At 39.9% G+C, this 13,086-nt stretch carries 15 protein-coding genes and 1 pseudogene; all 16 read right to left on the bottom strand.

The genetic code is table 11. From position 1 onward, the window contains the following. Positions 1–3 precede the first annotated feature (3 nt). On the bottom strand, positions 4–453 hold the full coding sequence (locus tag ACFX4X_RS03695) for a hypothetical protein (RefSeq protein ID WP_377381679.1): 450 nt from the start codon (positions 451–453) through the stop codon (positions 4–6). Next, positions 453–791, bottom strand: a complete 339-nt coding sequence (locus tag ACFX4X_RS03690) for an aggregation-promoting factor C-terminal-like domain-containing protein (protein WP_377381864.1) — start codon at positions 789–791, stop codon at positions 453–455. The genes ACFX4X_RS03695 and ACFX4X_RS03690 overlap by 1 nt, the downstream gene beginning before the upstream one ends. A gap of 105 nt (positions 792–896) precedes the next feature. Continuing rightward, positions 897–1,208 (bottom strand): annotated as a pseudogene (locus ACFX4X_RS03685) (C40 family peptidase); the annotation flags it as partial. A gap of 71 nt (positions 1,209–1,279) precedes the next feature. After that, positions 1,280–2,224 (bottom strand): hypothetical protein, encoded by a 945-nt coding sequence (locus tag ACFX4X_RS03680; RefSeq protein ID WP_377381677.1) that lies wholly within the window; start codon positions 2,222–2,224, stop codon positions 1,280–1,282. Positions 2,225–2,298: 74 nt separating this feature from the next. Then, positions 2,299–4,176: a M14 family zinc carboxypeptidase gene (locus ACFX4X_RS03675; RefSeq protein WP_377381675.1), complete on the bottom strand. Its 1,878-nt coding sequence runs from the start codon at positions 4,174–4,176 to the stop codon at positions 2,299–2,301. Positions 4,177–4,193: 17 nt separating this feature from the next. Next, positions 4,194–6,008 (bottom strand): hypothetical protein, encoded by a 1,815-nt coding sequence (locus ACFX4X_RS03670; protein ID WP_377381673.1) that lies wholly within the window; start codon positions 6,006–6,008, stop codon positions 4,194–4,196. Positions 6,009–6,019: 11 nt separating this feature from the next. Next, on the bottom strand, positions 6,020–6,817 hold the full coding sequence (locus tag ACFX4X_RS03665; RefSeq protein WP_377381670.1) for a hypothetical protein: 798 nt from the start codon (positions 6,815–6,817) through the stop codon (positions 6,020–6,022). Positions 6,818–6,829: 12 nt separating this feature from the next. Next, positions 6,830–7,780, bottom strand: coding sequence for a glycerophosphodiester phosphodiesterase (locus tag ACFX4X_RS03660; RefSeq protein WP_377381668.1), 951 nt, complete (start codon positions 7,778–7,780; stop codon positions 6,830–6,832). Positions 7,781–7,783: 3 nt separating this feature from the next. After that, complete coding sequence (locus ACFX4X_RS03655) at positions 7,784–7,996, bottom strand: hypothetical protein (protein ID WP_377381665.1); 213 nt, start codon at positions 7,994–7,996, stop codon at positions 7,784–7,786. Beyond that, the gene (locus tag ACFX4X_RS03650; RefSeq protein ID WP_377381662.1) at positions 7,996–8,235 is read right to left on the bottom strand and encodes a hypothetical protein; all 240 of its coding nucleotides are present in this window, start codon (positions 8,233–8,235) and stop codon (positions 7,996–7,998) included. The genes ACFX4X_RS03655 and ACFX4X_RS03650 overlap by 1 nt, the downstream gene beginning before the upstream one ends. Positions 8,236–8,240: 5 nt before the next feature. After that, positions 8,241–8,648, bottom strand: coding sequence for a hypothetical protein (locus tag ACFX4X_RS03645; RefSeq protein ID WP_377381659.1), 408 nt, complete (start codon positions 8,646–8,648; stop codon positions 8,241–8,243). A gap of 51 nt (positions 8,649–8,699) precedes the next feature. Then, on the bottom strand, positions 8,700–9,101 hold the full coding sequence (locus ACFX4X_RS03640) for a hypothetical protein (RefSeq protein ID WP_377381656.1): 402 nt from the start codon (positions 9,099–9,101) through the stop codon (positions 8,700–8,702). A gap of 59 nt (positions 9,102–9,160) precedes the next feature. Next, positions 9,161–10,129: a N4-gp56 family major capsid protein gene (locus tag ACFX4X_RS03635; protein ID WP_377381654.1), complete on the bottom strand. Its 969-nt coding sequence runs from the start codon at positions 10,127–10,129 to the stop codon at positions 9,161–9,163. A gap of 13 nt (positions 10,130–10,142) precedes the next feature. Further along, positions 10,143–10,907: a hypothetical protein gene (locus ACFX4X_RS03630; protein WP_377381651.1), complete on the bottom strand. Its 765-nt coding sequence runs from the start codon at positions 10,905–10,907 to the stop codon at positions 10,143–10,145. A gap of 80 nt (positions 10,908–10,987) precedes the next feature. Next, the gene (locus tag ACFX4X_RS03625) at positions 10,988–11,245 is read right to left on the bottom strand and encodes a Gp49 family protein (protein WP_377381648.1); all 258 of its coding nucleotides are present in this window, start codon (positions 11,243–11,245) and stop codon (positions 10,988–10,990) included. A 12-nt stretch (positions 11,246–11,257) separates the two neighbouring features. After that, complete coding sequence (locus ACFX4X_RS03620; RefSeq protein ID WP_377381645.1) at positions 11,258–13,084, bottom strand: hypothetical protein; 1,827 nt, start codon at positions 13,082–13,084, stop codon at positions 11,258–11,260. Positions 13,085–13,086: the final 2 nt, after the last annotated feature.

Below are 13,086 nucleotides of genomic sequence, written 5' to 3'. Positions count from 1 at the left end.
TAATCACCCACCAAACAGTTTCATTTTTTCCCAAGCATTCAAGTTTGGATTATCCCGAAGGGAAGGAACAGCTTGAGGGAAAACCTCTTCGACTGGCTTCCTAGCTAATGATCTCCCTTTGTTCAATTGCTTCGTCTGATTCTCATAGTATTTTGAAATACCCGATTTACTGGATTCTTCTTTATCTTTCCGGAATTGACTAACTAAATCATCCACAGATTCACCTGATTCATCTTGATAATCCAATTCCGCTTGTGCCGCTTCTGATGCGGCCATTGCCGCATCTTGGGCATCTTTCAAACGTTGGGCATACATATCTTTTTCAAACTCAGCTTGGGCCGTGGTCTTACCGATTTCACGAGCTTGAGAAAGGCCAGCATTGAATTTGCCGGCCCCATACATGTTATCGAATATTCTTTTGTATTTATTTGGATCAAATTCATTGTAAGCCATTAATACCACCCCTTACTGTCCCAATGCTTCAAAGCCTTCTCTGGCGTTCCGTATCTATCTTTAACGTATTCCGCTGTCATGATAATCTGATTAACTGGGTTTTTATAGCTGAGTCCCAATTTCTTTTCATATTGTTTTCGTGTTGAACTAAGAAACTGACCATAACCCCATGCAGAGCTTTTTTTATTCCCTACACCTGGATTCCATGTGGATTCACGCCCTATTAATTCCGTTAAAGCAACAACCCAATTTCCTGATATTTTCCCCGTACCTAACGCTGACCGTAAATGGTTTTTATAAGATTGATAATCAGGAGATTTCACGGCTTCTTTCTTCATTTTCCAAGTGTTTGTATAAGAACTTCCACCACTGCGGTTTGCGCCGGCTTGACCTATATCAGCACGACTTAAGCCTCCACCACTTCCTACCCTGCGAACGTGACCACTGAACTTTTCTTTCCAGTAACCTTTAGTCATATCAGCCTGCGCCACACCTGTACTTGATTGCGCACCAAGGAATTTACCGTTACCCATGTATATGCCAACGTGTCCATCTTTCTTATACGTATCAAAGAACACCATATCACCAGGTTGAAGTTGGCTAGCCTTAATTCTTGTGCCTTTTTTATTGAGTGTTTCAGTGGATGCGTTGCCCTGTTTGCCTAAATTAATCCCCATTTGGCTATATGCATAGTTAACGAAACTCGAGCAATCGAAGTTCCCTTTTGCTATATCACTTGCGGTCCTGCCGCCACCCCATACATATTTTGAGTTTCCGCTAAGTTTTTGCCCTAAGGCCGATACTGTTGCTACCGCCCCCCCTCCATTTACGGAAGAAAATCCATTGCGCTATACCCATCAATCGTAGCTTGATTTTGAGATAGTGCTTTATTGCCGTTGTATTCCATTTCGTACAATCTCCATGCTGCATCTTCTCCATATTGCTTCTTTGCCCAATCTAGTGCCGTTTTTTCAGATTTTGACATATGACTAAATTCATATTTACGCCATTCTTGCTCTGTCTTAAATTGTGATTTCTGAAAACCAAATTGTTTATCCCATTGAGTATCACCTACTTTGTCTCGACCTTTTTGATAGGTAAAAGACTTATCCCATTGAGAGTCTGTTGCTTTATCACGGCCCTTTTGATAATTAAAGGACTTATCCCACTGGGCATCACCAACCTTGTCCCTGCCTTGTTGGTAGGTGAAATTACGATTATCAATAGCTTGATTTCTATTGAATTCTGTTTCCCATTTAGAATTACTGTTATTGAATTCCGTTTGCCATTTAGCTTTATCAAATGCTTTTTCTTGAAGGTCCTGATATATCTGCGCTTGGTTTGCTTTACGTTCTACTTCCACATTTGTTATTTGAGAAGCCAAGTTATTCTTCTCTGTTTGTGCTTCACGGAACATTTTTGACATATCAGCTTGCCTACTCATGCCCAAACGTAAATTACCCTCAGCTGCTAGCCCTGAATTGACTCCACCATTCACTTGTGATTGGGCTTGTTGTAATCCTTTTTGAAAATAATCACGACCAATAGTATCCTGGGCATTTTTTATACCTGTATCAATTTGTTTCCCTTGATTATTAAGCCCAGTAAGTTTTGATTGCGCTAATGCGTCAGCTTGTTGTTTAGCGAACTTTTGTGAGTAATCCAATCCATACTGTTTCTGAATATCAGACGGCGATGTATATTTGATTGGTTTCGGTTTAACAGTTATATTAGTTGTTTTTGGCTTAGTAACAACTGTTCTCTTAGCCATTTACCTGCCCCTCTCTATATTTTTTCACAAAAAAAAAGCCCTCCTATTGGATGCCTTGGATTCCCTTCTATACATTAATACTTGTAGACCGTTTCTTGACCTGTTGGATAATCAATTTTTGCCGGGTTAGTCCTGTAAGTAGTAAGCCTTTTGCCATTTGTGCTAGGAACAAATTCTAACATCATATCAACAAACTTAATATTTGCCGTACCTGTTGTACCTATCTTTGTTCTTAATTGCCATACAACTTCCCTTGCCCTCATTGCTGTATTGGTATTGTTAGCCGCAAGTATATTTGTCTTGTGGCAAAGTATTGCAGAACGTATAGAAAATACTTTTTCTTCCCCGGCTTTAACTTTTAAGATCCTTGAGTTTTTTTCATCATTCTTTGTTTTCTCAAAGTCAAAGTCTGGAGATCCTAATTGATACAAATGTGACATAATAGAAATCTCACAATCCTGATCGGCAATGACTATTACATCCCCAAAAGCCTTCCATGTTCCTTCAGATTTAGCTTCAAATCTTACTGATGTCTTTGCTCCTTGTGATGTATAAATTGGTAACCCTGTACCTGGATCAGTGTTATAACTAAATGGTATTAGTCCACCATCTGTTCTATAATCATAGTTTACTCTCATTAATTCATCTGTGGAGATTGTTGTGCCTTTATTCCTAAATGGTTTCTTAGCCGCTAACATTACCATATTTCCAAAGAACTTCATGGCACGGGTCATTTCCTGGCTGTCGCGTGTGGTTCTCGCAGGGTCGACCCTGTTTTTAAATTCTGGATTAGCCGCATTGAATCCATGATTATAAACTCCCCAATTTGTTAGAGTTGGTAGGGTTACATTTGCAAATGCTGTTGTTTCTCCCGGCTTTTTAATCTGGTCAATTAATGCAAGGTAGTCTTGTACATCATTCTCCATCCATCGTGGATAATAAAGCATGTAATGTGTATCGCCTTCACTTAATGTAGTGTGGTAATCAAGGCTTGCTACTGTATCATCTGGTAATGAAGCCATTAAATCACGTATGATTTTAGACTCATTCTCACTCCATGCTGCTGGACCTTGATTGTATTCATCCGTTGATACGCCCCAATTGTAATCAAAGTTCCTACTGCAATCTACCCCATTAATATTTTCCCTTGTTTGCATTAAGTGTCCATATGGGTTAACGAGAGGAACCATCACGATCCTCACAGAGCGTCTTAAATATTCCAAATGTGGATCACCTTTATAATGGTTAACAAGTAGATCGGCAAACTGTGTAGCCCAATAGAATGCTGTGTATTCATTACCGTGTATTAATGCAGTTATTAATATTGTTTTCTCTGGATATTTAGGTGTAAATTCATAACACCATACGTCAAATATTTCACTTGGTAGTGTGGTCGCTGGAGCAGGTCGTGAAGAACTTTTACCTATACTTCTTTTAGTTACGTATTCACCATCAACTAACGGGTCCATTAATGCAGCAAGTTGCACATCAGGATTGTATGAAGATGGAACTTGAACCCCCCTCAAAGTAGCTGGCATTTCTGGTGATTTCCAAACTGCATTTAAAGAAGGATTAATAACTTTTATGTCTTTTATATCTACCGAATTGCCCGTCAACTCTGTGTTAATCGGGAGTAATTTTTCATCAATAACTACAGGAACTTTATTGTTTACTTCACTCAACAACATTTCCTGTGTAATAGTTTGCTGCGCGGCTTGAATCGCTTCTTCTGTACGTAAAGTTAAATCGTCCACAGTTTGCTTGTTGGCAAAAATAGTTTCTGCTTCCGTTCGCCCTAAAGATTCTAGGTTTGCCATCTTCAGTTCATCCACTTGATCTTGTGCATCATTTACTGCTACACGAAGAACTTCACGTTCTATTGTGTATGCTGTTGCGTCCACACGATCTACATCACGCCATTCTTTTAATGTTCCGTCTGGTATACGTGCCATATAAACCCCCTCCTAACTTATGGTTTTTTAAGTTTGTAAACGAATGCAACTCCTAGGAGTGTATTTGGTACATCCAGCTTATGACGAATATCTATACTAACTAACCGTCCCTTACCTGAAATGGGAAGCGCAGATTTCTCCGATTTAGCTTTACTGAAAGAGAAAACACCTAAATCCCAACTTCCAAGAACCGTACCTGAATCAACAATAATATTCGGTTCAAGTACTTCAATCGACTCAACTTCCCCTCGATCATTTACACTTACTACATTCTTAATGGGATTCACAACAGCGTTATTATCTACATTGACAGTAACCACTAATTTTGTATCATGCTCGTTACGTTCCGTAATAACATGAAGTTCTTTAAACTTTTTAGGATTATACGGAGCACTCATATCGAAAGACTTTGTTAAAATTCGGTCTTCATATATAAACCCAAGGTCATTAAATACGTTTTCATCAAACTGGAATACTTGTCCTGTATCCTGAGACTGCACTACTAACTCACTCTGCCATTCATACATTTTGGCGAAATCAAAGTATGGTGATTCATCCATAGTCCATGCACTATGATTTGTATAAAATCTTAAACGCTGTTTTCTATTTGGGAAGCAAATATGATATTGATGATCATAAAAAATAGCGCAAGCATTAGTATCAGAAGGGATTATATTTCTTATCTTCCCATCCAATTGTTCAATATTCATTCTGTTTTCATTTAGTCCGAATGACCTTAATACCATGATTCCTTCTTTAGATAAAAAGACAACATCATTCCCCATAACTTTTGCTGTCTCTGGCGCAATACACCCCACCCCTGTATGAACTACATACCGAGAAAATGGATCACTTCCTGTAGGTGATTTACCTAGTAAAGCTTGAACCGATGTTGGCATGAAAATGAGGATGAAATCTCTGTAGGGTACCAATTTCGAAATACCTTCTTGCTCTGTGTTCTCAAATTCCAAAGTGTTGTTTACTGGGAAATAGCGTGGATTCTGTAAGTGAGATATATAAATTTGAGATTTCTTAGTCGTATCTCCATACATAATTAATCGGTCCCAATAAAGCATGATTCGGTTACATGTTTTCACCCAATTTGTATCAATTTTTATATTTTCGTCAGTCGACGTAACTTTATAAGTAGGGATAGTAAATGCTTCTGGTTCACCTGGAGTAGGAAACTCAGGTGTAGCTTTTACCCGAGCTGAGACTTTAATCGTCCAATCACCTGATTGTGATGGGGTAAACATCCACGTTTTAGAGTCAGACCAATCTTTACCTAATAGAAGATTTTCCGCTCCTGTTCCTGCTGCCCATCGCTTCATCCCATACTCATATTTGTATTCTATATTCGTTCCAGCAACCTTCGATATAAAAGTGGAGAATGTTGTTGGTTGATTGGGTATCCCAATTCTTTTATCAGGCATAACTCCCATGATTGATAATAAATCTCCTTCACCATCATCAAGGTAATTATCAGGAAAATCCATTAGCCCATTTGTGCCTATTTCTAACGCTTCAAGTGGTTTAGGTCTGTATGGTTCGACTACCTTTGCCAACGTTCCATCGTACTCCACAAGCTCGGTACCAGTTGCGATAAACAGCTTGTCTTTCCATTGAACGGCTTCAATCATCCGTTCCTCCTGAAATCCTTCTGGTAGCCCTGTAATCGGTAAATCTCCACCGTCAAGCATCAGTTTACCGTCTACCGCTACAATCGCCTTAAAGGATCCATCAGGTCGGTAATATCTAAAGTATCCCTGCCCTTTACCTCTTCGGTTTGGAGGTGTCACTTGCTGTTGTTGTAGGTCTTTCCACAGCACCATGGAATTCCCTCCTATCTCGCTTTAGCTTCAAAAAATATAGTCATATCTCCAGAGATACTTCTTGGATCAACCTTGGCTCCTGTACCCGGATTAACTAAATAGATACGGCAATACCGTTCAGGATTTGTAGGATTCGTTCCAATAGTTGCCATAATGTTTGTCGCGTTTCCGTCCCGAAGAACTGTAGCACTATATACTGGTTTGTACCAAGTATTGAATGGGACATGCTGAACTTCTAGGTAATCAGACATTAGCTTTACCGAAACAATTCCCTCGTTTGCATATTGGCCAATTCCGTCATCCAGGCCCCAAGAACTGCCTGAACCTTTGAATGCTGCGAAACGAACATCCGGATAGGGATTCATGTTGTACCCCTTGATAGAAATATCTCTAAACCAAACTTCTCCGATTGCACTTTTCCATAAACCAAACAATATGCGTAGGTAGTTCTTATTCATTTCGGTAGGGCATGCAAAGCGATAATATTTCCAGTTCTTATCTGTGATCGTAACGCTATCTGTCGTAGGGTCACCGGTAAAAGATGCATCCCCGTAAACATCTGTGGACATTTGTCCTGTTCCACTTATTACTTTTGCCTGAAATTCTACTTCAATCCAACCGCCTGTAGGTACAAATACATTTTCGAAGGTATATGCCCGTTCATCGATTGCAGTCGATTTACATTTCAGTACCCCTGCATCGACAAATAAAGTAGAGGACCCATCTTTCCTCTTGTCTCGTGCAATCATTTTCTCTAAATCCCAATGTCCTAGCTTGCTATAAAAGGTAAGTGCTGCCGATGGTAACATGTGTCATCCTCCTTAGAAAGGTACAGAACTAGTAGTCACTCGTCTGGCCCCGTTCCGTATTGCTGTCTGTGCATCGTCATACGATTCAGCCTGGTACCCGTCAACCTGAAGACCTGCATTGATTGCTAGTATGTATGTCGCTGGTACAATCTGTGAATACACAGTGTATATAAATGAATTCGGTATCGGTTTAACGTAGTCGATATTAGTTTGATTCAAAATACTTGTACTGAAACCTACTTGAATATTTGGATCTAGGTCACGTATTAGCTGAAGGTCTGGAATTGTCGTGGATATTAAAGCTGCACGTTTTAACATGCTGTACTCTTTAATGATCCTTAGAAGTTCTTGTGTATCTGTAGCCGTTAATGCTACCCTGATTTCCATATATGCAGCCATGTTATGTTCACGGCAAAACCACAAAAACTCTTTTAAGGATAAGACTCGTTCGTCTGCGTGATAAGCTCCACCTAGTTTTAGACCTGCATCGAGGGCCTTCATTTGTGCAAGAGTTTTAGATGCTACTTCGCCTGTACCGTTTGTAGTTCTATCCACTGTTGCATCTGTGAAAACAACCCACTGTTTATCTGATGTGAGCCGTAAATCTGTTTTAATTCCCCAAAATCCCATCTGTTTTGCTTGGCGGAAAGCCGGATACGTATTCTCTGGTGCTCCCCTTCTGTATCCACGTAGGGCGATGGAGTGATGTTGTAGGTCATCCCGTACCACGTTGAACTCCCTGGTTAATGCAATCTGTGTATCCTTTTTATTCTGTTCAAGAATGGCTAATTCTTCATCCATACGTTTACCTATGGAAGTGTATTGCTTTCCGTTTTTATCTTTAAGTGCATCCCCAACTTTTTCATCAATCTTCTGGAAGTTTCCATTTAAGCTGTCTTCCACTCCCATGTTGTCATCTGATCCTGGCTTAAATAGGTTGAGATTTTCCCACCATTCTGCCATACATTATCCCTCCAAAACTAACTCTAATCGATCTGTGAACAAGACCTTATGCCCTTTGAATACTCCACTATGCGTGATGGAAAAAACTCTTTCCACTTTATCGCCATAACCTAAAGAGCCTGCACGCGCCAGTAAGGCTTCTTTAGTTTCGAAGGATTCTAATTTTGATTCATTCTGTATACTCAAAGCTGCTATAAACAAAGTGATTTCCCCCATTACAATTCACCCCAAGTTTTTCCTTTAATGTCACTCCATATCGGCCTCCGAATATGATGTGTCATACCGTGTCTACGGGACACGCTCCCTCGATCTCCTATGTCCGTATTTAATATAAGTGGTACTTCATTTACGGCCATGTTGGTATCTTCGGCTATTGTATTTAATCCACCACTAAAATTATCATAGGATTCCATGTGTTTAATCCAAGGTTCAGGACGGGTATTTTGTCTCGCCATACATATCACCCCATTCTGTATGTCAATTCAATGCTCATTACATCAGTTTCCCATTTTCCTGTTTCGGGATTATAGGTCTGATTTTGATGACTTTTAAATTCTTCAGGGATCGGATAATTTGCGATAAAATCACTCAATCCTTCCTTGAATTCACCATATAAATCTGAGTATTCAAACTGAGAACTATCTTGTGTTTTTATTCGACCTGCAACAAAAGGAACGAGAATAGTGCGTACAAATGTTTCTGAGATAGGAAACTCGTAATTTGGAGTGGATTCTAAAAAAGGAAAGATAGCCCCAGCTTTTGAATTAAGCTTGGCTATCCCGTCATTTGCATAATTAGTTACTTGTTCAAGTGTTGGAGATTCTTCAGTAAGGGATTGAATATGTATTAAAAACTGTCCTAAGTTCATCTGTAAACTTCATCCTCCCTTCAAGACTGAAAAACACCCCTTTAAGGAGTGTTATAGGATAGTGATCTCTTTTTTAAGAACTTCTTCCATACGTTTGTTTGCTTCGCGTGTCTTTTCGTATGAGTATTTCCATGTTTCATAAATCGATTGAGGAACTTCGAAATCTTGGCCTACTGGGATAGCATAAATAACCCCATTCACACCGACTGGAACAACTTCATTCGGATTCATAGGATTTTCAGGGATATGGATTAGCTTCTTAGGTTGAGCGTCCAATATAGCTTTCATTGACTTTTCTTGTTTTGCTAATTCACGTTCAAGGCGTGCTTCTTCTTTAGACGCTTTCTTTTCTGCTGCTTCTCGTTCCGCTTCCATCTCTTGTTGCAATTCTGCTCTTAATTGTGCTTTAAGTTCTTCCACATTGATTTCTGGTTTAGGTTCTTTATTAGCCATTTAAATTCTCCTCTCAAAATAAAAGAGAAGGGGTATTAAGCCCTCCTCTTAGTTAGTTATTATAGTGATGCTGATGATTCATAACGCGCGATACACAATTCATTAAGTCGTAAAGCTGTCAGACACGCTTTCCATGCTACTGTATTGAACTGATTCATTGGATCTGCTGTACCTGCTGAACCTGCCTTGTGAACGATGATTTCTGGTTTTGCTGAACCTTCTACGTCCGGTACTCCATATGCACCTTTACCAATTACGAGAGTTCCGAATACATCCGCTCCTGCTGAACCAGCTCCTGCGAATTTAGGTGCGTTGTCAGCTTCAATAAAGTAGATACCGTACATTTTACCAAGTGTACCTTCTACTCGATTCTTTGTATCAACATAAGTATTTTGATCTTTCCACTCTTGAGTTTGCATTAAGTCTGTTGCTACATCCGTATGGATGAATGCAAGGTACCCTTTTCCTCCACCAGGAAGTGTAATAGTTTTAACCTTGTTACGTTTAAGGTTACGTCTGATACGTAAAATATCCAATGCTGTAATTTTCATTGCTGCCGTTACAGTTGCACGCGAAGTAGCTACGCCAGGATAAACAACGTTTGTTCCTGCTGTGATAATATCACGAACAACAATATCAAGTGATTCCCCTGCATTTTCACCCATTAATTCAGTTACTTCAACAAGTGTGTTATCCAAACCTACTAATTGAATTTTGTCTGTGAATTTAGTCCAGTTACCATATTGTTTTACGGTAGCTGAAATCTTAGTTACATCTAATGAAACCCCATCAGGAGTTACACCCTCCGTCACGGCAGTAGTTGCTACCGCGAGGGAGTTCCAACGTCTCCATGATGCTGTATCCCCTGCATTCTTCGGCATACCCATGTTCTTTTCACCATATTTCATGAAGAAAAGCTCTGGTGTAAGTCGTTCTAACAGTAAACGTTGGTATACCTCGGCTTGTTCTGCTGTTAATTGCGTAAATCCGGCTGATCCATTGGAATAACTATTGATATTTGTTGGCATGTTTTACACTCTCCTAAAAGTCTGTTTTTTCTCCACGCTTCACCTTTTGGATTAAGGCTTCAAACTCCGATTTAGACATTTCACTTACACTCGGAACTTGGTGTTCTCCTCCAGCTCCTAGTGAACCAGGTGACGAGTTTTGGTTTTGTTGTAATTTTTGAATAGCTTCTTGCTCTTTTTGCTGTCCTAGTTGCTTATACGTAGTCCGTAAGTAAGCATCTAAGAGTGATAAGCCTCTTGATTCTTTGAGATTCCACGCTTCCTGCGGTATTTGTTCAGGTGTTAAGTCTGGAAACTCGGTAAATAGCTCATTTGCTTCTGATTGAAGCTGTCGGTTTTGTTGTTGCTGTTGTTTCATTTGTTGCATCTCTTGAAATTCCGGTAGCTCACTGACTAATTCTTTGAATTTATCAGGATTGATTCCAGCTTGTTCATACTTTTGTCGTTCCTGCTCTTTTTCTAAATCCCCCAAAGCTCCAAGAAGTTCCTCAGGGTTTTGGTATCCGGATAACCGAGCAACGCGTTCTAAATGCTGTTGATACTCTTCTGCACGTTGAACTTGCTTGTCGTAATTCATACCCTTTTGGATATAATCCGGAGCTTGTTCGTAAGGTACTTCAATTTCTTCCTTGTTGTACTTCACTTTGAACGCTTGTTGTGCTTCCTGTGTGGTAGCAGGAGCTTCTTCTATTGCTGGTTCTTGCTGTATTGATGGTTCATTGCTTTCAATTACTTCTGGTGCGCTTTGGTTGGCGCTTTCTTGAAATTCTTCTGACATAATAAATCCTCCTTCGGTATGGTTGCCGAATAGTATTTAAGCCTTTTATAGCGTCATGCTCAGGACAAAATAAAAACACCTTATTTGGCTAAGGTGCTTTGCAATACGTATCCTTCTAATTCCCAAATCTTATTCTTAACACGCTCATTACATATATCTGCGCCAATCTGTTCATCGAAGTTAGCAGGATCAACACACGCTGACGATTCTACAATAATAAATCCGTTAGGTAGTTTTGCTGTTAAAACTGTACATTTCCCAAAAATCGTATCGTACTGTAATTCTGTACGATTAAAGATATCGTCTACATGTGCCTGTGTTACAGTGTTTTCACTCAATTTTATTCCTCCTTATAGTGTTTGTTCCTGTTCAGCCATCACTTGTTCCATGATTGCCTTTTGTTCCTGTGGAGATAGCTTCTTAAATTGTTCTTGCTCATGCTGCGGCCAGGTAGCAAGGATCTGGTCAAACTCATGAGGTGCTTCCGCTGCCTCTTTTTCCTGCGCTTCTAATTGCTGTCTCAATTCTTCATCCTGTTGCCGTTGTAGTTCATCCGTCTGTTGTTGTTGCATATCATCGTCTAGCTGTTGTTGCTGTTCCATTTGTTCCTGTTCCATCAGTTGTTGTTGCTCCATCTGCTCTTGTACTTCTTTCAGCAATCTATCTTTAAACGGGATCACGTTTCTAGGTGCAAATTTAAGATACTGCTCAAGTGAAATTGCTTGCGTATCGAACAATTTATCTAAACTACTCATCATTAACGTTTCAGAGTAAGAAGAAGATGGACCAATATCTATTTTGAGTGACATTTCTGTATCTTTATGTTCAGTACCTTTAAAAGTTCGCGTATATGACTCTTCATCATCATCTTTCAAGGTGATTGCACGATCCGTATTGTAATGAACCTTCCAAAACTCTTCCCAAATACGGCCGATGTTCTCCATCGATTGATAAAAACGTCTTTTAACAGACTCAATCGGAATACCTGCAGCCTTCTGAAGCATCATGATAGCCGAAGCGTTCAGGTCTGAGCTGATTTGTTCACCCATTGCCGACTCATTAGCACCAGATACCTCTTTAGTGTAGGTCATAATGTTATCAACTAAGCCTTGAGCTTGCGGTGACATTGTCCCAGGTTGCATGTATTGAGCATTCCATGTCCCTGGAGGACCACCATCAACTAAGATTTCACCTGGTGTATTGGTAGGATTCTGACGGATAAACTCCTTTTTAATGAGCATTCTAGGCATCCCTGTGTTTTGTATGCTTAATATTTGCATAGCGATAAGGAAGTTAATGCTCTTCTGGTTAGGTATCAACCCTTCTGTATCCCCAATGCCGAATATGGACATCTTACGTCGTTTCCATTGCATAACCTCTAATGGATATAGCTTTTTACGTGTACTTGTTTCCGGCTGAATAACGACTTTACCAGCTACCTTAGTAAAATGAATGATTTCATCCTTTTTATAATACTTAGTTAGGACTGTAACCTTCTTGCTGCCGGTTATTTCATCCTTCGCTTTGTCATACGCTTGATCTTCTGTGTTGCTGTCAGGATTGATAAGAGCAATTAACTCTTCACTTACTCCATTACCCTTCGCTGCTTCTCTCACGTTCGCCACATCGTCACGGTGCGTAATGATAATGTATGGTTGTTTCTGGACTAAACGTTGTTGAGGATTACCAGGGAAGAAGTTAACGGGATCAATTGTTTCCCCACACATTTCCCCCTTGTATTTAAGCTTGTTACCACCATATTTATTAACATCCCAGTAGTAATGCCATATACAGGTCCCAACGTTAGAACCACTATCCAATGCTTCCTCATTCAAATCATCCTGTTTGATGCGTTCCCATGTAGCATCAGAAAAACGTGTGAAGGTATCGGCAGCCTCAAACTCTGGTTCGCCTTCTTCTGATTCCGTAGCTGTATAAATCATCTTGATATTCTCATTCATTACTGAGCTAACCTTATGCCCCTGTATCTGGTCTATGACGTTGAATACAGGCCTTGGGAGGTCTTTGGTCCTTGAAGTAGGTTGAGGCCATTGATCACCTGCTCTGAACCTTTCATACTCTGCCCAATTATCTAAGTATCCTTGTTGTTTCTTATAAGATAATCCATCCTTGTACTGATTCTGTACAGCACTGGCAGCTTCTATGTTGTTATCCATTT

It is taken from the genome of Peribacillus sp. YIM B13481, from assembly GCF_042787985.1.
In the GTDB taxonomy this organism is placed as follows: Bacteria; Bacillota; Bacilli; order Bacillales; family DSM-1321; genus Peribacillus; species Peribacillus simplex_A.
Note: the sequence above shows the minus strand (reverse complement) of the source record. Positions and strands in the feature narration are given on the sequence as shown.

Bases quoted from the DNA above. Each gene is read 5' to 3' on its own strand.
- ACFX4X_RS03695 (WP_377381679.1), bottom strand. From the start codon at position 453: ATGGCTTACAATGAATTTGATCCAAATAAATACAAAAGAATATTCGAT.
- ACFX4X_RS03690 (WP_377381864.1), bottom strand. From the start codon at position 791: ATGAAGAAAGAAGCCGTGAAATCTCCTGATTATCAATCTTATAAAAAC.
- ACFX4X_RS03680 (WP_377381677.1), bottom strand. From the start codon at position 2,224: ATGGCTAAGAGAACAGTTGTTACTAAGCCAAAAACAACTAATATAACT.
- ACFX4X_RS03675 (WP_377381675.1), bottom strand. From the start codon at position 4,176: ATGGCACGTATACCAGACGGAACATTAAAAGAATGGCGTGATGTAGAT.
- ACFX4X_RS03670 (WP_377381673.1), bottom strand. From the start codon at position 6,008: ATGGTGCTGTGGAAAGACCTACAACAACAGCAAGTGACACCTCCAAAC.
- ACFX4X_RS03665 (WP_377381670.1), bottom strand. From the start codon at position 6,817: ATGTTACCATCGGCAGCACTTACCTTTTATAGCAAGCTAGGACATTGG.
- ACFX4X_RS03660 (WP_377381668.1), bottom strand. From the start codon at position 7,780: ATGGCAGAATGGTGGGAAAATCTCAACCTATTTAAGCCAGGATCAGAT.
- ACFX4X_RS03655 (WP_377381665.1), bottom strand. From the start codon at position 7,996: ATGGGGGAAATCACTTTGTTTATAGCAGCTTTGAGTATACAGAATGAA.
- ACFX4X_RS03650 (WP_377381662.1), bottom strand. From the start codon at position 8,235: ATGGCGAGACAAAATACCCGTCCTGAACCTTGGATTAAACACATGGAA.
- ACFX4X_RS03645 (WP_377381659.1), bottom strand. From the start codon at position 8,648: ATGAACTTAGGACAGTTTTTAATACATATTCAATCCCTTACTGAAGAA.
- ACFX4X_RS03640 (WP_377381656.1), bottom strand. From the start codon at position 9,101: ATGGCTAATAAAGAACCTAAACCAGAAATCAATGTGGAAGAACTTAAA.
- ACFX4X_RS03635 (WP_377381654.1), bottom strand. From the start codon at position 10,129: ATGCCAACAAATATCAATAGTTATTCCAATGGATCAGCCGGATTTACG.
- ACFX4X_RS03630 (WP_377381651.1), bottom strand. From the start codon at position 10,907: ATGTCAGAAGAATTTCAAGAAAGCGCCAACCAAAGCGCACCAGAAGTA.
- ACFX4X_RS03620 (WP_377381645.1), bottom strand. From the start codon at position 13,084: ATGGATAACAACATAGAAGCTGCCAGTGCTGTACAGAATCAGTACAAG.